General features: G+C 33.0%; 19 protein-coding genes. 4 read left to right on the forward strand and 15 right to left on the reverse strand.

Annotated elements, in window-relative coordinates; all coding sequences use genetic code 11:
- Positions 1-59 precede the first annotated feature (59 nt).
- A complete protein-coding gene (locus tag CIT01_01320) occupies positions 60-1,001 on the reverse strand; it encodes a hypothetical protein (protein ID AXV38682.1) in 942 nt (313 codons plus the stop codon).
- Positions 1,002-1,326: 325 nt separating this feature from the next.
- Here CIT01_01320 and CIT01_01325 point away from each other — a divergent pair, with 325 nt between their 5' ends.
- Together CIT01_01325 and CIT01_01330 are read left to right on the forward strand one after the other, a co-directional pair.
- Positions 1,327-2,076, forward strand: coding sequence for a metallophosphoesterase (locus tag CIT01_01325; GenBank protein AXV38683.1), 750 nt, complete (start codon positions 1,327-1,329; stop codon positions 2,074-2,076).
- A gap of 24 nt (positions 2,077-2,100) precedes the next feature.
- The gene (locus CIT01_01330) at positions 2,101-3,084 is read left to right on the forward strand and encodes a hypothetical protein (GenBank protein AXV36941.1); all 984 of its coding nucleotides are present in this window, start codon (positions 2,101-2,103) and stop codon (positions 3,082-3,084) included.
- Between the two features lie 40 nt (positions 3,085-3,124).
- Here CIT01_01330 and CIT01_01335 read toward each other — a convergent pair whose 3' ends face one another.
- The 5 genes from CIT01_01335 to CIT01_01355 all read right to left on the reverse strand — a co-directional run bounded on the left by CIT01_01335 (position 3,125) and on the right by CIT01_01355 (position 8,415).
- Positions 3,125-3,643 carry a hypothetical protein gene (locus tag CIT01_01335; protein ID AXV36942.1) on the reverse strand — a complete coding sequence of 173 codons (519 nt, stop codon included), beginning with the start codon at positions 3,641-3,643 and terminating at the stop codon, positions 3,125-3,127.
- Positions 3,644-3,723: 80 nt separating this feature from the next.
- Positions 3,724-5,214 (reverse strand): 2-isopropylmalate synthase, encoded by a 1,491-nt coding sequence (locus CIT01_01340; protein AXV36943.1) that lies wholly within the window; start codon positions 5,212-5,214, stop codon positions 3,724-3,726.
- Between the two features lie 189 nt (positions 5,215-5,403).
- Positions 5,404-6,435, reverse strand: a complete 1,032-nt coding sequence (locus CIT01_01345; protein AXV36944.1) for a TIGR01177 family methyltransferase — start codon at positions 6,433-6,435, stop codon at positions 5,404-5,406.
- Positions 6,420-7,619, reverse strand: coding sequence for a geranylgeranyl reductase (locus tag CIT01_01350; protein ID AXV36945.1), 1,200 nt, complete (start codon positions 7,617-7,619; stop codon positions 6,420-6,422). The genes CIT01_01345 and CIT01_01350 overlap by 16 nt, the downstream gene beginning before the upstream one ends.
- A gap of 154 nt (positions 7,620-7,773) precedes the next feature.
- Positions 7,774-8,415 carry a hypothetical protein gene (locus tag CIT01_01355; GenBank protein AXV36946.1) on the reverse strand — a complete coding sequence of 214 codons (642 nt, stop codon included), beginning with the start codon at positions 8,413-8,415 and terminating at the stop codon, positions 7,774-7,776.
- Positions 8,416-8,539: 124 nt separating this feature from the next.
- Between CIT01_01355 and CIT01_01360 the strand changes: the two genes are divergently transcribed.
- Complete coding sequence (locus CIT01_01360) at positions 8,540-9,268, forward strand: hypothetical protein (GenBank protein AXV36947.1); 729 nt, start codon at positions 8,540-8,542, stop codon at positions 9,266-9,268.
- A gap of 216 nt (positions 9,269-9,484) precedes the next feature.
- Here CIT01_01360 and CIT01_01365 read toward each other — a convergent pair whose 3' ends face one another.
- Positions 9,485-10,717, reverse strand: coding sequence for a proteasome-activating nucleotidase (locus CIT01_01365; GenBank protein AXV36948.1), 1,233 nt, complete (start codon positions 10,715-10,717; stop codon positions 9,485-9,487).
- Positions 10,718-10,823: 106 nt separating this feature from the next.
- Here CIT01_01365 and CIT01_01370 point away from each other — a divergent pair, with 106 nt between their 5' ends.
- Positions 10,824-11,282, forward strand: a complete 459-nt coding sequence (locus CIT01_01370) for a TIGR00270 family protein (GenBank protein AXV36949.1) — start codon at positions 10,824-10,826, stop codon at positions 11,280-11,282.
- A gap of 79 nt (positions 11,283-11,361) precedes the next feature.
- On the opposite strand, the gene CIT01_01375 is transcribed toward CIT01_01370, so the two are convergent.
- The 8 genes from CIT01_01375 to CIT01_01410 form a co-directional block, all read right to left on the reverse strand.
- Positions 11,362-11,727, reverse strand: a complete 366-nt coding sequence (locus CIT01_01375; GenBank protein AXV36950.1) for a hypothetical protein — start codon at positions 11,725-11,727, stop codon at positions 11,362-11,364.
- 10 nt (positions 11,728-11,737) lie between these two features.
- Positions 11,738-12,946, reverse strand: a complete 1,209-nt coding sequence (locus CIT01_01380) for a hypothetical protein (protein AXV38684.1) — start codon at positions 12,944-12,946, stop codon at positions 11,738-11,740.
- A gap of 32 nt (positions 12,947-12,978) precedes the next feature.
- On the reverse strand, positions 12,979-13,413 hold the full coding sequence (locus CIT01_01385; GenBank protein ID AXV36951.1) for a hypothetical protein: 435 nt from the start codon (positions 13,411-13,413) through the stop codon (positions 12,979-12,981).
- A 113-nt stretch (positions 13,414-13,526) separates the two neighbouring features.
- Complete coding sequence (locus tag CIT01_01390; GenBank protein ID AXV36952.1) at positions 13,527-15,089, reverse strand: Mur ligase; 1,563 nt, start codon at positions 15,087-15,089, stop codon at positions 13,527-13,529.
- Positions 15,055-16,473, reverse strand: coding sequence for a UDP-N-acetylmuramoyl-L-alanine--D-glutamate ligase (locus CIT01_01395; GenBank protein ID AXV36953.1), 1,419 nt, complete (start codon positions 16,471-16,473; stop codon positions 15,055-15,057). The genes CIT01_01390 and CIT01_01395 overlap by 35 nt, the downstream gene beginning before the upstream one ends.
- 235 nt (positions 16,474-16,708) lie before the next feature.
- Positions 16,709-17,869, reverse strand: coding sequence for a TIGR03576 family pyridoxal phosphate-dependent enzyme (locus CIT01_01400; protein AXV36954.1), 1,161 nt, complete (start codon positions 17,867-17,869; stop codon positions 16,709-16,711).
- Positions 17,850-18,029 (reverse strand): hypothetical protein, encoded by a 180-nt coding sequence (locus tag CIT01_01405; GenBank protein AXV36955.1) that lies wholly within the window; start codon positions 18,027-18,029, stop codon positions 17,850-17,852. The genes CIT01_01400 and CIT01_01405 overlap by 20 nt, the downstream gene beginning before the upstream one ends.
- A gap of 423 nt (positions 18,030-18,452) precedes the next feature.
- Positions 18,453-19,892, reverse strand: coding sequence for a UDP-N-acetylmuramyl peptide synthase (locus tag CIT01_01410; GenBank protein AXV36956.1), 1,440 nt, complete (start codon positions 19,890-19,892; stop codon positions 18,453-18,455).
- Position 19,893 lies beyond the last annotated feature (1 nt).

Consider the following 19,893-nt stretch of genomic DNA (forward strand, 5'->3'; position numbering starts at 1 on the left):
TCTTTATTTTTAAAAATATATAAAAAGAGATTATAAACAAGGAATTAGGAACTGAATACTTAAATTAATATGCCAAAACCTTTAGATTCTGCCAGTGTTATTAATTGAGGGAATGCACTTGATGGATAGACTGCTATGTTTCCTTTTTTGTATTGGTCACTGACTGTTTGTATTAAGGTTAGATACTTGGTTTTATCCTGGCTCGTTGAATTGGAAATAGCACTCATTAATGATTTAACAGCTTGTCCCCTAGTATAATTATAGTCATCCTGTTCTTCTCTTAAAAAGTTTAATGTACTGCCATTAACATAACCTATACCATTAACATGAAGAGGTCCTACACTAGCTACTATAGCATCAATGGATTCAACTGAAAAAATGACCACTATATCTGTTTTTATGCCAGTATTATATTCTACAATTTCTTGAGCATACCTGGCCCCTCTATCAGTGTCATTATACCATAAGGAATCGTGTAATAACATTTTACTAACTCCTTGCTTTTGAACCTCTAAAGGTGCAGCTTCAGTTGGATGTGCCATTTTATGGGGATAAATAGAAGTAATATTAGTTATATCACCATCTTTCAATGTAAAAACAAATGCCATATCTACAGCACCCATACCGGGTCTAGGTTCTGATGGATCAGCAGACAAAACTAAGATTTTATGTTCTCCACTCAACACATCCGCTTGAACATTATCATTAAAATTTAAACCTAGAACGCCTACTCCTATAATAAGAATTAATAAGGAAATAACTATAATGCCTTTTTTCGATCTTTTTTTAGGTTTTGAACTGAAATCATCTCTTTTACTCAAAGATACTCTTTTAGGTTGGGAATAAGAATCTTCTCGCTTCCTCAAAGATATAGGTTTAGATTTTGAAGAAAAACTAATATGGGGGGCAAAAATGATCAATAAAACGAATCCAAGAACAGCTGCACAAAGTCCTAAAAAGAAAAACAAAAAATTAGGAGGAGTATCAAAACCAAAAGTCATAGCATAAATTCCTGCTATAATCAAAAACGCTCCAAATATCGTAATGATTAAATAGATCATCTGATGACTCCTGTTTTAGATTTACTATATTTTTTTAGAAATTTTTGGAATATGAGCCAAAATGATTATCATGTTAAAAATTCTTCATAAACCCATTCTTTATATAATTCAATATTGAATATATAATATTTATATATTTCGTGAATTTTACCCTGTTCAATCTTTTTCAAATTAAAACAGAGGTTAAATAATAGATTTTTGAGAGATTTGTATGAAAAAAATTTATTTATTCACTCTCCTTGTAGTAGTTCTAATCATAGGATACATGTTCATAGAACCTTACTGGATCGAAACCAAAGAAGTGATCCTAGAATCAAATCAAATACCTCCGGAATTTGATGGTAAAAAAATAGTTTATCTAGCTGATATTCATGCCGGACCATTCTATAGTCAGGAAAGAGTTGATGGTATTGTAAAACAAGTAAACGCCATGAAACCTGATATGATTTTATTAGGAGGAGATTACGTTGACCGGGAAGATGAATATATTGATCCAGTATTTGATTCTTTAGAGAAACTTAAAGCTCCACTAGGAGTATATGGCGTTTTAGGTAACAACGACCCCCAGTATTTTACTCTTAAAAGATTTAACGAATCAACCATTACGTATATAGGAAATACAGGAACTTGGATCGATATAAACGGATCAAAAATCAGAGTGTGTGGGGTGGGTGATTATAATAATGGCTACCAATACCCTAAAACCGCTTTGGGGGATTCTAAAGCAGAAGATTTTGTAATATTCCTAACCCATAACCCTGATTATTTTCCACAAATAGATCAAAACCTTGTGGATCTAGTTCTTACTGGACATACCCATGGAGGACAGGTCACCCTGTTTGGGTTCTGGGCGCCAGTTCCTAGATCAGACTATGGACAAAAATACTTAACAGGAGTTCAAAAATATAATAACACCACTTTAATAATAAGTAATGGATTAGGAACGGTCATACTACCTGTAAGATTCTTTGCACGTCCTCAAATAATTGTAGTTGAATTAAAAAGAGTAGAGTAAAATAGAAGGTATGCTAATTAAGATGTGATATCATTGCAATTATACTATAAAAAACCATCATCACAAACCATTAAGGCCATGTGTGAAGCTTCAAAGGCACTTAGAACCAGTAAAAGAACAGGTGAACAGATAAATAAAACCCAGGAGAAAATAAGCCATTACATTAATCATGATTCTGTTCGATTGGTTAACAGTGGTAACTCAGGAATTATGGCAGTGATGAGCACCCTCCAAAATAAGGTATTAATACCTGATGAGGGAGGGTGGATCGGTTTTAAGACTATGGCAGATTTGATGGATTTGCAAACAGTTTCTATACCTACCAATAGCGGTGTTATTGACTTGGAAGTTTTAGACCAGTACATTGACATCCACCAGCCAGGTGCATTATTTTTAACTAGTTTTGCTGGATATATTGCAGAACAACCAATGAAAGATCTATTTGAAGTATGTGATGATAGAAAAGTGATTTTAGTGGAAGATGCATCAGGAGCTTTAGGAGATCCCAAAAAAAAGTTAGCTAACGGTGAACACGCTCATGTTATTATTGCATCTACTGGTTCTCCCAAGATAGTTAATGTTGGAAATGGTGGTTTCATATCTACAAATGATAATTATCTTCTTAAAAAGGCTAAAACTGTTTTAAACTCGGTCAAAGCTGATCATATTACAGCTGCTGGTATTTATGAAGAAATAAATCTGGCTCCACGTATTCTTAAAGAAACTATTAAAGCCTGTCAGAAAATGAAGAATGAATTTAATAATGCTCTTCATCAGGATAAAAGAGGAGTTGTTTTAGCTCTAAAAGTGGATAATCCAAAAAATGTAGGATATAAACTTCGACAAATTATAAAAGCTGAAAATCGCCGAATAATCACTGTTTGTCCGGATTATAATAGAACATTATCAAATGCAGTGTGTATTGAACTTAAAAATCTGGATGTGAGATGTTTAAAACCTGAAATAGTTAAGGCAATGATTATAAACATTAAAAAATGCATCATATAAAAAAAATTAGTAATGGTTATTAGCCAGTGCTTCTATGAATTTATACTTCCAATATTAACATAGCTGTTTTTTCTATCATTAAATTTTCTATAGATCCATAAATTTCAAGTTCTGTTTCAGATATGTCATAAATTTCTTTTAATTTGTCCATGTCTGGATCTATAACGCTATTATCTCGGTTGCCTAAAATTTCTTCCAAAGCATCGATTATTTTTTCATTGCAATTAACTGAAACCGCACAAATGTTCATTTCTCCTTTTTTTAACCCCATAATAGTTAATGCTTTTGAAATTTGCCGCTGCAATGATGCCCTCAAACATATTTCCAATCCCAAATCCTTGGCTATATTCTCTCCTCTTTCAAAAGCGTTAATTGCATGTATAACTGCATTTAATATGTGATCATAACCGGCAATAGCATCAGCATTTAAAAGTTGTAATGCATACATTTTTGATGGATTTATATAATATTTAGCACTTAATTCATTGCTTGTTTTTAATAAATAATCTAAATTGTCCACTTTGAATTTAAATCCAACAATTTGTATATTGTTTTCCATTGTTACACCTTTAAATAGCAGTAAAGAACTGATCAAATATTTGTATTGAATAAAGAAAAGGTATAGGAAAGAAAAATGATCTATTCCGATTTTTTTAAGTCTTCTTCAGCTAGTATCCGATTAATTCCGCTTAGAAATGCTTCTACACTGGCCATGATGATGTCCGGCTGGGTACTCCGGGCACTTACCACTTTATCTCCCAGTCTAAGTTTAACAATAACATCAATTAGAGCATCTGTACCTCCGGTTATAGCGTCTACGTGATATTCTTCCAATTTTATGTCAGCAACATCTTTTATACCCTTTTTTATGGCAACAATAGCCGCATCTACTGGCCCTAAACCAATACCTGCTTCAACTATTTCATTTTGATCAATGTTGAGTTTCACAGATGCTGTGGGTGTGACTTTGTTCCCAGAAACTATGGTCAACTCTTCCAGTTCCACCGCCTTCTCTGGAAGAATTCCTAGAACATCTTCTGCTATAGCTTGCAGGTCAACATCAGTTACGCATTTTCCTTTATCACCCAATATTTTTACTCGCTGGAAAATTTGTTCAAGTTTTTCATTATCTACACGTAAACCCGATTCTTGAAGCCTTTTTTTAAGGATGTGCGTTCCAATATGTTTACCCATGACAAATCTTCGTTTGTGCCCAACTAACTCCGGCGTTATAGGTTCATAAGTTTCTGCTTTTTTAATTACTCCATCTGCATGGATTCCTGATTCATGGGCAAATGCATTTTCACCTACAATGGCCTTGTTTGGCTGCAGATAAACACCAGTCATTCGGGCCACCATTTTAGAGATTTCATAAAGCATTTTTATATTTATATCGGTTTTTTGATCATAAAGTGAATATAGGGCAACCACTACTTCTTCTAGGGATGCATTTCCTGCCCGTTCCCCAATACCGTTTACTGTAACATGGGCCTGTGTTGCCCCAGCCCTTAAACCAGAGAGAGTATTAGCTACTGCTAGTCCAAAATCGTTATGGCAGTGCACACTTAAGGGTACGCCCAGTTTACTTAATCTATCATAAAATTTTGTGGCTGTTTCTGGGGTGAGCATTCCCACTGTATCACAGGCACATATTCTATGTGCACCTGCATTTATTCCTTCCTTGAAAACTTCTGTTAAATATTCAATGTCACTCCTAGTTGAATCTTCCGCTGATAATTCAACCAGTAAACCATGATCAACTGCATATTCTGTACAGTCCACTGCAAATTGTTTAACTTGGTCTCGAGTTTTATTTAATTTGTGTTCAATATGTAGGTCAGACGTCGGAACAACGAGATGTATGCTGTCAACTCCACATTCCAAAGCCGCATCAATATCAACCTTAACTGCTCGGGTAAAACTGCATATCTCTGTATCTAATCCTTCAGAAACTATTTTTTTGATTCCTAGTCTTTCACCTTCTGAAGTGATTGCAGAACCTGCCTCAATAACATTTACACCTAATTCATCTAATTTCATGGCTATTCTCAGTTTTTCATCAGGAGTTAATGAAACTCCTGGAGTTTGTTCTCCATCTCTTAGTGTAGTGTCAAAAATTCTTACTGCCACAAAATTCCCCTCTCAAATTTTGATATAATTATTAAGTCTTGTGAATTTAGATAATGTAGTTCACAGTATATCTAATTATTTAATTCTAAATAATATACAATTAATCCTAAAATTCTTGTTTTCCAAAAAAAGTTAATTGAATTGGAGTAGTTGATCTTATTCAGATTTTTTAAATAGAACTAAACATTTCTATTCTATTTTTTGTAAAACTGTAATTATCCTGGTTAAACTTTTATGCATTCTTATTTCATGTCTTTCTTTAATTTTAAACTTAGTATCTCTTATTAAATCATTAATATCAATATAATGAGGAGTGGCTAAGCATAAACGGCCCTTAATTTTAAGTAAACTCTGCATGTTTAAAAGCGCCCCTATATACAGCTTTTTACTTTCCTCACCTGCTGTTGAAGCAGATATACCATAAGGAGGATCAGTTACAATAGAATCTACAAATCCTTCCAGTTCAATATCCCTGGCATCCCCCTGAATAATATTATAATTTTTTATCCCGCAAGCATCAAGGTTTTCAATAGTACCTTTAACCATTTTTTCATCTATATCCACCCCTAAAATCCTGGCCCCTATAATACCTGCTTCAATTAATATTCCGCCAGTTCCACAGAAAGGATCAAGAAGTGTATCCCCTTGTGTGATTCTTGAAAGATTCACCATACACCGGGCCAATTTAGGACTCATAGAACCTGGATAAAAAAAAGGTCTTTTATGTGGTTTCAAATTAAAGAAATGTTTTTTATCAACTTTTACTTTCCTAATTCCTACCAAAATTTTCTCATCAGTGAAAGTTGCTCTTATAAATGTCTCAGGATTTTTTAGATTTACCTTTGCTTCATCTAAAGCAGCTCCTGTTAACCTTCCCATATCCCGTTCAATTTTTTGAGAATCAATAATACCAGAATAATTGATTTTTTTGACTCGAATTGCATAATCTTTCTTTATGTGTTCTTTCCATGGAAATTTTTCAAATTCAGAATAAAGATTTTTAATATCTGTTTCAAAGAGTTTTTCCACTATTTCATGCACATATCCCAATCTTCTACCTAGAACCTCAATATAATTTTTATTGTCTGGAATTTCAAGAATTAAAATTCCATCCAAATCATTTTTTATGTGATAATTAATTCCTTCAGATTCAAGAACAGCAATAACTTCTGATTTAGGCAGAGTTATATTTTCACGGGACAAAATTATGTAGATTTCCATAATTTACTTATCCTCCTGAATAAAACTTTAGGAAGCACTGAAAATATTATTCCGCCCTTTATCATCTCTTTTATCAAAGGAGACTGGGTGTCCATGTCGCCGTATTCTGAAATTATTTGTTCAGCACCTTCATTTTTAAGTTTTAGAAACATTGAATCAAGTTCACTGTCTTTCATCAATTCAAAAGTTTTCTGTATTTGAAGCTGGACATTTAGTTCTCTCCCAAACTTCTTTTTGCATATACGTTCGTAATCGTTTAAAAGTTGAATATCATCCTGTTCAAGAGCTTTGGTAGTGACATCTGAAGCAATTTTAGCACATTCAAATCCAATCAATAAACCACCACCAGTGGTAGGTTTTACTTGCGCAGCCGCATCTCCTAAAAGAATAACTCTATCTTTAACCAGCTTCTTTTTAGGGTCGTATATGGGTATGAAACCGTGATATTTCTTTAAGACTTTTGATTTTTTAAATTTGACATTTTTATCAATAAAATCCTTCAGGATCCTGTTCATCTTGTGATAGTCAAATCGTGAAAATAAACCAATTCTGACCAGGGAATCAGATAACGGTATCATCCAGATGAAACCTGGAGATATGCTTGAATTTACATATAAGTGTACATGATCTGGGTTTAAAATTGGTTGATCCATATCCACTAAATATTGAACAGCTTCAAATGTTTTTGGTGGTTGATTAATATAACTAGATATGGCTGAAGCATGGCCACCGGCACCAATTATAACTTTGGCTTTTAACTTTTTAACCTGATTTTTATATTTGACTTGTAATTCTCCTTTTTCAAAGTCAACATCAAAAACTCTGTGGCCTAATAACAGTTCACAGCCTTTATCAAGTGCTGATTGAACTAAAAATTGATCATAAGCAACTCTATCCAATACATATGCTGCAGGATCTTTTTTTCTAACTAAAAGAGTATTATCTGAAGGAGAATGCAAATAAGCACCGTAAACCTTGTTTATAATTACATGTTGGGGTAAAATATTCACTTCTTTAATTTTGCTTCCCAACAATCCAGCACATTGTAGTGGAACTCCTATTTTATTCTTTTTATCTAAAATAGCCACCCTATAATTTTTTTCTGCCATATATCTGGCAAAAGTGGAACCAACCGGACCTCCGCCCACAACAATTACATCGTAATCCACATTATTGTCAGTCATGATACCTTATCCAATTAATGGTATAATATGCTTTAATTTAAGTTTTTAAAATATAAATATTGTTTCTTAAGATAAATTAAAATTGGAACATTAAACTAACTTAAAACTAGGATAAATAAATTTTTAGGTAATTTGATTAACTCTTTTTCATTATTTATCTCTTAAACTTTTCAGAATGACGTTCGGTTATAGGTCTTTGTGATTTAGGTTTAGTTTTCGTCTCTTGGTGAATTTCGTCTTTTTGGGGAGGTTCATCTTCAAATCCGTAGTAGTCTCCCTCAATTAAATCATTAATCATATTCTCAACCTTGTCAGGAGTTGGTACATTTTCCAGTATTATTCTGGTCTGTTCATGTCCACCAAATATTTCAATATCTCCACTGGAAAATATTTTTTCCATAATACTTTGGCTTATATTAATGTCTTGAATTTTCTCATAATGAATAAATGCTTTATTTTTTCTGATTAATCCTTTTTTAACTACAACTCTGTAATTTGTTAACCTGTAAATTGTGTTATTCCATGAAATAAGATTCCATATACTCCATATAACTAGTAAAAATATTATAAGATAAATTATTAAGGTTACCCACTCTACAAGAGGTATTTGGATCATGTTTATAATATAGTTTTGAAGCCTTGCTGCCAGTTGAATAATTGTTCCTGAAAAATATAGTATTAGAATTATTACTATAACTTTAATAAGCGCAGATTTTGCTCCTATAAAGAAATTCGGTTTTGTTTCAAATAAGACCTTTTCTCTGGTGTGATATTCTGTATTGTCTCTGCCCATCATATTAAATCACTGGTTAAATTTTCTTTTACTTATCTAAATAATTTTTTGTAAAATCAAATAAATGAAAATTAAATTTTCTTTTACTAATCTAAATATTTTATGTAGAACCAACTAAATGAATATGATGATTAATAAGAAGATAGAAATTCATGAAACAAAAATACAGTTAAAAACTGACATTAAGCCAACTGGACTGACTGATTACATTTTCAAACTTAGAATAATGCTTAAAGATTTTATCAGAAGAAATCCAGAATTTTTAACAAGTTTAGAACCATTAAACATTTTTGACGGACCTTTAATTGCAAAAGTGATGTTAAAATCAGGGCAAATAGCTAAAACCGGGCCTATGGCTGCTGTGGCAGGAACTATAGCTCAGTTTAGTATGAATTATCTTCTAAATAAGGATTCTGAATATGTAATAGTTGATAATGGTGGGGATATTTCTCTTAAAACCGATAAAAATGTTGTTATTGGCCTATACGCGGGTTCATCATCACTTTCTGGGAAAATTGGATTTAAAATAAAATCCCACCAAACGCCCATGGGGATCTGTACATCTTCTGGAACTGTTGGTCATTCTATAAGTTTTGGCAGAGCAGATTCTGTTACTATTTTTGCAGATGAAGCAAGTATAGCCGATGCTCTGGCCACATCTATTGCTAATGAAGCACAGGCAGAACAAGACCATGATGCCGTACAGAACTGTCTGGATTTTGCAGATAATTATCGGGAATATATGAGAGGTGCAATGGTTATAGTTGGAGAGTCTGCAGGTACCATTGGAAAAATTCCCAAATTCATCCAAACTGATAAAAAAGTAGTTTTAGGAGATTTTTTTGATTTAATTTAAAGTTAATGGTTACTCTTTTTAACTTGAATTAGCTTATAATAAAAGGATATATTCTAAAAAAAGTTTAAAATAGCCTCAGATCGCCCATCATTCATCACAAATCAGAGCTCATAGGGTTCATCATCGGCTAAAAATATTTTAAAAATAAAAAATGTTCGTGGCATATTGCATTGCCACTTATAGATTTATTCTGGAGTCTAGATAAAACCTGTGTAATTATCCAAACATTACACCAGATTCTCTCTTAAATTCTTCTTCACTTTCCATGCCTACTATCTTATCAACAGCGTCCATGAAATCGTTCATAGTAACAATGTCCCTTTCTTCCCTTATTGCGAACATTCCCGCTTCAGTACATATGGCTTTAACATCAGCACCAGAAGCACCTTCAGTAATGGATGCAATAAGTTCTTTATCTACATCTTCGTCTAAAGACATTGTTTTTGTATGAATTTTGAGAATCTCTAATCTTCCCTCTTCATTAGGGATAGGAACTTCTATGAAACGGTCAAATCGACCAGGTCTAAGTAATGCCGGGTCAAGAATATCTGGCCTGTTGGTCGCTGCAACAATTCCAACATTACCCCTTGCTTCAAATCCATCCATTTCTGCTAATAATTGCATTAAAGTCCTTTGAACTTCTCTATCACCACTAGTTGAGCTTTTAAGTCTCTTAGCAGCAATAGCATCAATTTCATCTATGAATATTATGCTGGGTGCTTTTTCCTTAGCTAATTCAAATACTCCTCGAACCAACCGGGCACCTTCACCTATGTATTTTTTCACAAATTCTGATGCTACAATTTTTATGAAAGTTGCATTAGTTTCATGGGCAACTGCCTTTCCAAGAAGTGTTTTACCTGTTCCAGGAGGCCCGTATAAAAGTACACCTTTTGGAGGTTCAATTCCAATATTTTCAAATAATTCTGGTTTCTTTAAAGGTAATTCAACAGTTTCTTTTACCTCTACTACCTGTTCACGTAATCCACCTATCTGTTCGTAAGAAACATCAGGTTTTTCGTCAACCTCCATGCCAGTAACAATAGGATCCTTCTCTGATGGTAAAACATCAACTATGCTGAATGTTTGTTGGTTCAAAGCCACCCTTGCACCGGGCTCTAATAAATCTTCATCTAAAAATCTTGAATAGCCTATGACAAAATGTGGGCCAGTACTACTTTTTACAGCAATTCTTCCATCTTCTAAAACCTCAGTTATAGTAGCGATTACCAATGGTGGAGATCTAAATCTTTCTACTTCTCCTCGAAGAGATTTAACTTCTCTATCTAACCTAATTTTTTCATTTTCTATTAAAACTTTATCTTTTTCAAGTTTTCTTAATTTCCACATTAGGTTCCGCTTGGTTTTAGTGTTTTCCTCTTTAAGAATCCTAATTTCCTTTTTTAAATCTTCTATTTTTTTTAATGCAGTATTGGAGGTATTTTCCATGATCCTAGATCACTCCTATTTAAATTATATCGTTACTATCTTGTTTTTGATAATATTTAAATATTGAGGTATAAATTATATAATGAGAAATTTTTAAGGGATCGTCATGAGATGCGAGATATGTGGAAAAAATATAATTGGAAAACCAATGCGCACAAAAATTGAAGGATCAGTTATGTACGCCTGTAATGAATGTGCGAAATTCGGTAAAATACAAAGAGAACCAGCGAAGCCTAGAAAACCTAGAGGTAGTCGAAGGCCACCAATAAGAAAAGAACCTAGTTATGAGGTTCATGAAGATTTTAATAGAATTGTTAGAGAAGCTCGAGAAAAAAAAAGATGGTCAAGAGAAGATTTGGCCGAAAAAATCTATGAAAAGGTTTCAGTAATTAACAGAATTGAATCTGGAAAAATGATTCCAGATATAAAATTGGCTAAGAAATTAGAAAACAGTCTAAAAATTTCCATTGTAGAAAAAATTGAAGATACTCAGAGCGAGGAATTTAAGGCCTCAAATATACGTGGATCCACTATAGGAGATATTGCAAGAATAAAGAAAAGGTAATTTTCTTATCTCCACAAATCCACCTTTTTTTAACATATATAAAAATGAAATTTAATTTAAACAAAAAAATATTTAATAATTATCTTCTTTTTTTATTCTTTTTGGGAGAATAATAACCTTCCAATTCCTTAGCATGATCAAAAAGAATCTTTAAATCGTTAAAATCTTCATATTCCTCACTGATTACAGTTAAATGTGCAGGAGGATGTATCTTTTTTATATGCATTATGCTTTTGGTTGTATCTGCTTTTACAATTACAAGTGCAGATATCCTGGATTCTGTTCTCAATTTTTGTTTTAAAATTTTCTCTGCAATTTCATCCGCTTTTTCTGATATAATCAATTTGGGCTTACCTATTACTTTTAAATTAGCATGCCTTTCAATATCAGAAATAGAATTTAAGAGCTTTGATTTATTCAAAGCCCGTATAAGTATTAACGCCATTTTATAACCTCTATTTTAGAAATGAGGTGATCAGTGTACTTCTAAATAGAACCAGTAGCACCAAAACAAATCCTATAGCAGTTTGCATATTTCCTACAATGTCAATTATTCCAGAACTTATAGGAAGATTCCATGGGGGAGATGTTCGATCGCCTGGTAATGGATCAAAATAAACTCCAACTGCTCTTGAACTCTGTTTTACATTGATATCTTTGGGTTCAACATAGTTTACACCCACTAGAAGCCCATTATCAATACCTCGATTGATGTCGTTTGCTATTTCATTGACATTGTAACCATCCTTTTTAACCGATGCTTTGACTATTTCACTGGTAGTTTGAACTACTCCTGATTCATCGGTTCCATAAACTGAGACAACCACACTCTCTGGAGTAACTGTTATGGCATCTCCTAGAGCTTCGTATGCATAAACTGTTTTCAGAGGTGTTCCATCTATTGGACAGGTCATGTAGTTTTCAGCAGATGGAAAACCAATACCCCACCCGTCTTCTGGACATACTTTACGGTATGGTTCGTTCATAGGAAATCCGGTTTCATTAACTTTTTGTGGAGTGAACATGTCCCCAGTACTTACACTTGAAACAAGGTTAACTGCACCCCCACCATATTTCTCACCAGCTTCATTAGAAACTTTACCAAATACTTCGCTCATGATTTCAGTGGCCGGATAACCATCCCTTATCATTTTACCGATCATTACTGCAGTTTCTTTACGGACACTTTCAGCAGTTCCATATTGTGGATTTCCATGAGTGTTTCTCAGGTGAATTATAGCTCCTTTTGTTCCAGGTTCTAAAACTGCCAAACCTCCGGAATGGGGTGTTACAGTTATCACACCATCATCAGATACTTCAACCACATAAACATCAAATGATCCACCTACAGCTGCACCTCCTGTGGGGGATCCAGTCATTATACGAATCCCTGAAAATGAGTTTGCAGCATTAGCAGCTTCAGAAATTGAAGATCCAGATTCCAATCTTCTTAAAGTCTCAACTATAGCTTTAAGTCTTGGAGTAGTGTTACCTTCCCCACCAGATAAAACCGCAAAATGATTTTCTTTTGACTCTAAAAATGTCACAGAAAACATGTTAGGAGCAAAAGACATACTCCCTGCCGCAGCACCATTAGGATCCTTACCAGTAGGATCAGTAATAATTACACAGTTCATGGTTGCTGCAGACGTGCTCATAAACATTATAAGGGTGACTATTAATACTAAAACCTTTTTCAATAGCCTCCCCCCTTAACATCTGCTGTAGCGAAATCTTCAATAACATTTATGGTTACTATACCAGTTTTTGTATCAACTTTTACATCTGCCGCTGCAATTGGAGCTATCCTTGTCCCAGAAATAGTGGTACGCATAGCAAATTGTTCGGCAGTTGCTATGGCCTCACTTAAGGGTAAACTACGCTTTGACGTAACCAATGTATCGCCATCAATATAACTTCCAGGTCTAAATCCAGATGCAGCTACATTGGCCCTAATCGAATCGGTAGGAACTATATCATTACCCTTAATTATCACTCCTGCAATGGGGACACCCTCTGGTGTTTCAGTAGATGAAGCGTAAGCTACATAAGTCATAAGTCTACCTGAAACAATCAGCATGAATGCCAGTATGAGAATAATTAGCGTATCTCTTCTTATTTTAATAAACATTTTTTACACCGTTTTCAATGTAAATTTATTTAAACACCTATAAAAATTTAATTTAATAAATAAATAGTTTACTATTTTATTTAGCATTTTAAAAGTCATAATACTATTAAAAATTAATCTTGACCCAAAAATGATTTAATATAATCTTTAGATTTAAATGCAGCTTCACCAAGACATACAACAATATCAGCATCAGTTTCTATCGATTTTTTCAATCCTTCAACTACATGTTCTGGTGTTGCACCTAAAAGACCTTTTCTGAACTCTTTTGGAACTTTATCAGTGAATACTATCTTAGAATTTGAATCAAACTGTAGTGCTGCTTTTCTACTATAGAAAGAAGCAGGAATTACATAATCAACCAGATTTAATGCTCTTTCTAAAATATCCACATCTCCCGAACTTCCAGATTCTGAGGCAATGGTTATTACAGCTGCAATTTTTTTACCTATATAAATCTTACTCAATTCTTGAAGCACAGTTTGTACTCCATAAGGATTATGTCCGTAATCAATAATTATATCTTTTCCCTGGAAATTTTTAACATATTCTAAACGTCCAGGCACTCCTTCAAATATTTTAACTGCCTTAACTATATCTTCATCAGAAATTTTAAAGAATTCCCTCGCTGCAATAATGGCACCCATAGCATTGTAAACATTGTGCAAACCCAATATATTTAAATGAATATTTAGGTTTTTATCCGGACATTTCAGGGTGAAACTTCTCTTTTTAATATCAGTTGCAAGGTACATTGGTTCGGGCCTTTGAATACCGCATTTACAGTTATAATATCCCACTCCAGCAATGGTCTCATCTAATTTAATGTCTTGGCCACACCAACATGTTTTCATGTTTTCATGTGTAAATTCATAATCAATCCCAAAGGTTATAAGATCGCCATGGTAACTTAAAGATTCCACCAGACCCATGAGGGTAGGATCATCAGCATTAATTATTAATTGCTTACCCTGAAGGTATTCTACTAACTCTCCTTTAACCTTAGCATAATCTAAAAAATTTCGAACACCAGCTAAGTGATCCGGGGTTATATTAGTTATAATACCTGATGAAGGATTACATCTATCAATTATAAACTGTAAATCCCCTTCATTTCCCATGATTCCGGTTTCAAGAACTGCTACATCACCTTTTAGACGGGCCTGTAAGGGAGGAATGTATTCTGCATTTCCTTGTAAATTTTTAAAATTATGCTCTGCTGGTTTCAATCCAGAATATTTACATATATGTTTTAGAAGAGTAACTGTAGTTGTCTTCCCATTAGTGCCCGTAACAAACAAAACGGGTTTTTCAGGTTTGAACATTTCCAATATGTCTTCAACACTGATTATTTTAGTTTTATTAATTCCATCAGACTTTTCTACATGTTTTTGAATTTTTTTAAATAATTCAGAAGATTTTGATAGGCTTATAGGAGGTATCACATAATCTAATAAATCAAAAAAAGAGTCTGGATGTTCTTTAAAATATAATTCGACATCATATTTATTTAGAGTGTAAATATAATCACATACTTCGCGGGACTTTACATCAGTTCCCCTTACTTTAGAACCGTTATCCATTATTACCCGGGCCGTCAAATTACCTGTTGCACCACAAATTCCTATAACACCAAACAATTCATCCATGTTTAGCACATCCATCCCTGATTCCATTGATCATTGACTGTTTGACCTGTTCATACGCACTGATGGCTCCAGGTCCTACATGTAAAATAATATCCCCTGAATTAGAATATTTAACTGACAATTCAGCAGCAGTCTTCATATCTTCCACTGCAACTTTAACAGAATCAGAATCTTGAGCTCCTTTTAAAACTTCTTCTGCTGCGTTCATGTCTAATTTTTTGATACTTTCATTATAACCACTGGCAATTATGGCTTTACTGTGGTTTCCAAGGATTTTTCCTATAGTTATTTTATCTCTAACAGTAATTCCATCTGGGTTATCAATTACAATAACCAACGGCTTTCCATTAAAAAATTCTAGACTGGTTTGAAGTACTTCTGGTAAATGCGCTGCATCTAGATATACTTCTCGATCGCAATAATTACCTAAATATTCCATGCGACCAGGAACTCCATTAAAACTGCTTAACGCCAGTCGAACACTACCTTCACCCAATCCATATTTTAAAGCAGTAGTAGCGGCACCTACCGCATTTTCAACATAGTATAAAAATAATTTGAAATCTGTTTCAAATTCGCCTTTAAAATCAGAACTTTCATATTTTATGTTAAGTTTAGAATCATTTAATTCCCCATAAACATTGCAAAGATTTTTTATTTTAGAATCACTGGTGCAGTACCAAGTTATATTATTATAGTGAGTTAATTTATCCATAAATTCAATACATTGAGTATTTACCACCAAATTCTCGCACATGTCCAATATTAGGCTTTTTCGTTCCACATATTTTTTCATGGACCATTCAAATTCTGTTAAGTGTTCTGGATAAATATTGGTAATAACACCAACCTTAACTTTCAGTTTTGAGAGTAAACGTAAAGTTCCATGGGGAAGTTCCAGTATAGCTATATCATTTTCCTTATGATGTCCCTGAATAATTCCATCAATTATAACTTCACTTAAAAGATCGGCCATCTGTGAAGAGCAAGTCCATACCTTAAAACCGGCTGCCTTAAACATTTCAGATATGATCAGTGTCGTGCTGGTTTTACCAACAGATCCAGTTATTCCAATTACGTCGATGTTAATTTCATTATCAATTAACTCTCCAATATCCTGATCATTAACTATTTTTATATTATATTCAATTAACTGTTTTTTTATGGGAGAATTTTCAGGTACTGTGGGAGAAATATATGCTAAATCAAAATCTGAAAAATTTTGCAGTGAATCAGAACCTAATCTGAGTTCAATACCACTTTCTTCCATTTTAAATAAAATAGTTTTCACATCATCTGGAAAATCATCTATTGATTTCTGGTCAGTGACCACCACATCTGTGCCAGTATAATTTAATATTTTTGCAGCAGGTCGTCCTGCATTTCCAGCACCAATAACAATACATCTCATTAATTGGCCTCATCTATTATTATAAAATTGGTTATCATGTTTTTCTTATAAAGATCAATCAAAATATTTAATTTTTTATAATGATTTATTACAATATCTAATTTCTTACAAAAATTATTCTGCATATTATATTTCTAATAAAAATTTATTATACTGTCTTATCTACTTCGAAATTCTTTAATTTCATAAAAAAATACAGTGCATGTAAAGATTTTATCTATTAATTTAAATGAACTTAATCATATAAAACTTTTTCACATTCAGTAACATTATTAATTATTTTTGTAAGATTAGAAAATGTTTCAGTCCAAGCATTTCTGATATAATCATCATTTACTCTTTCTGCATCTTTAGAAGCAAGATCTATCCTTATAGTGGGAGAACAGCCAGGCATTCCTAATGCTGCGATTGTAACTATTTTAAAATCTCTTAAAAGAAGCATGGCAAAGATACAAGCCACGTCCTGGTGGGATAAATCTGTTTTAATATTTCTAATACGCAATTCATCCATTAGACCATTAGCAGTCAGCATAATACCTGTAGGTGTTTCTTTTATATTGCTGAATTCTTGGTTTAAAGATTGGAAGATATCTTTTTTCTTTTCAAATCCCTGAAGCATTTTTTCTGGAGTGAAATCTTCCAAAGCACGCATCATCCCTGCTATAATTGGAGGTTGTGCTTCTAATCCGAATTCATAGGCTTTTGATTTTATTTTTTGGATATAATCCTTTTTACCAGCCATAATACCTCCACGGGGGCCGTTCATCAATTTATATGTACTGGTAATTACAATATCTGCACCCATATCCAATGCCCGGGGCTGATTATATATTATCGTTCTCAGTCGTGCACCAGATGCATCATCAACAAAGACGGGAATATCTTTTGATTTGGCTATTTCAACTACTTTAATGAAGTCTTCTTTCTCAATTATATCATGATCCATGGTTGAACCAGTGAGCATTACTAGAGATGTTTTATCGGAAATAGTAAATTCGTCAATGTTATCAAATTCTTTATAAGTTCCTCCCACCAACTTTATGCTTCTGGGAGTGGCCGGATGTGATGGAGACCTCTGAAGATAGTGTACTACTTCATCTCCTTTATTTACTAGGGCAAGAATAGTTGCCAGTATACCTGCAGTGGTCCGATTAAATGCTAATATTTTTTCTCCACCAAGGTGTATTTTTCCTAATTCTTCTAGTCTTTCCTTAAATATGGCTGGCCCTACATAAGTCTCCAGAATTTCCATATCTTCTTTTTTTATTGGAAATCCTCCGCCGAGTCCTGTCAAATCATAAAGACTTGATCTTCCATTTTTAGAAATTTCTGATCTTATTATTTTAAGACCAGCCTCTCTTTTTCTTACCTCATCTTCAGAAGATAAAAGAAGCATTTTTTCTCTCCTCCGTATAATACTCCTCATTATTTTTTGGTTTGAATAAAATAGAATTCATATTATCAAAAAAGTAAGTCTTTAAATATGGATTATCTTTTTTATAAGTATTATTAATAATCTTCCTTTTTAATTTTGAGTTTAAGCCTATTTTTTTCATTTTATTTATCCTTAAATATTTTTTTCAACGTAATAAAATCCTGTTATACTCTTTAAACGGTTAATGATATCAATTCCTATGAATTATGATTACTATTAATTCTGTAAAGCTAAATTTAATGAGTTACAATATATTGTACTCTTATTGTATAATAATGCATACTCAAAAAAATAAAGAAGCTTACTTATTATCTAGTTAGATCTTGATTAATATTCTTAGAAATCATAAAAACATATAATATCAGCAAATTTATGTTAGCTTCTTTTATTTATTTATGTGATTTTGAATTCTTTTCTCTTCATGTATTTAATATTCTATTATTTTAATGTTTGTGCACTAGGTTAAATAAGATTTTAACTATAATCAATGTTTTAAATATTAATTACCATGAAAGTATTATGAGACATAAATTATAATCAATATTCATAAATCTAAATTTTTGAAAACATCTTTAACTACTTTTTGTGCTGGATCCATACCCTGTGCACCAATTAACAATATGATATCATCTCTTTTAGCAGATAAAATGGCATATTTAATTGCATCATATAGTTTATCCTTAAATACAAAATCTATATTCTCATTTCTCAATATTTTAAGGTATACATCCTTTTCATCTGCAGTTACCAGATTAGCACTGTCAACTACATCAACACTACTGGTAATGATTAAATTGTAATCAGAATCACTTAATCCTTTACTTTTTAATCCTTCAACCAGAGCATCTGCATTGAATTTATTAATCTCCCATCCTCTAGAACCTCTTATGGCAGATACGATTATAATATTAGCATTAGGTAAGGATGTTATGTTTTTTATGGTGGCTATGATTCCTTCTGGATTATGAGCAAAATCATCAATTATCAAAGGTTTTTGGTTGAGGATTGAAAATCTCCGGTCAAGAGCTTGATAAGAAGCTACTCCTTTTCTGATAATCTCATCATCAACACCTAATGCAACTGCTGCTCCAACAGCAGCCATGATGTTATAAATAAAATGCTCACTTTTAAATGGTAAAATCTTTTCTTCAATTAATAATTTATCCTTATAATAAATGCCGTCTTTTTTAGATGATATTTCCCCTTCCCCAAAGAAGATGTAATTATTACTTGGTTTTAATAAATCTTTCATTTTATAAACCAATGGATCAAGCGAATTAAGTACGGCACAGCCATTTTCTAGCGCTTTAACTGAACCAGCAGTTTCAGTAAACATTTCATGGATAGAATTTACTAGATTTACATGATCCAATGCGATATTTGTTACAACCACCACATCTGGATTTATAGCCTGGGTCATTATATAAGGATGATTTTCCATCAAACGATCCGGTAATCCTTGAACCTCTGAAACTTCAATTATTAAATATTCAATGTCTTGATTATATTCTGCAATTTGTTTAGATACCATTGGATCAATTAGGGTGTTGAATTCTGATTGGGCATCAGTATTACAATATGTAGAATACCCCGCTTCGTTTAATATATTATAAAGTAAATGAGCCGTTGTAGATTTTCCATTGGTACCGGTTACAACCACTTTCTTAGAATCCTTGGCAAAAGTGTCAATAGCCCATTTAAGGGCAAATGCATTGGCAATTTCAATCCGTTCAACAGTTATTAAAGAGATACCAATATCTTCAGCAGCTTTTATTGCAGATCCACGGGCGTCTTCAGTTATAACACAAGAAACTTCCTTTTCAGCAGCAATTCTAATACCGTTTTCATCTATCCAGTAACGTATAACTGCGTCTCCGGGAGATGCACTATTTAAAAAATTAAATGTGCCGCTTATTTTATTGTCGGGACCAACTAAATCTCCATTGATCTTATCTGCTACAAAGGATGTTTTTATTTCTGTCATT

It is taken from the genome of Methanobacterium sp. BRmetb2, assembly GCA_003491285.1.
Lineage (GTDB): Archaea > Methanobacteriota > Methanobacteria > Methanobacteriales > Methanobacteriaceae > UBA117.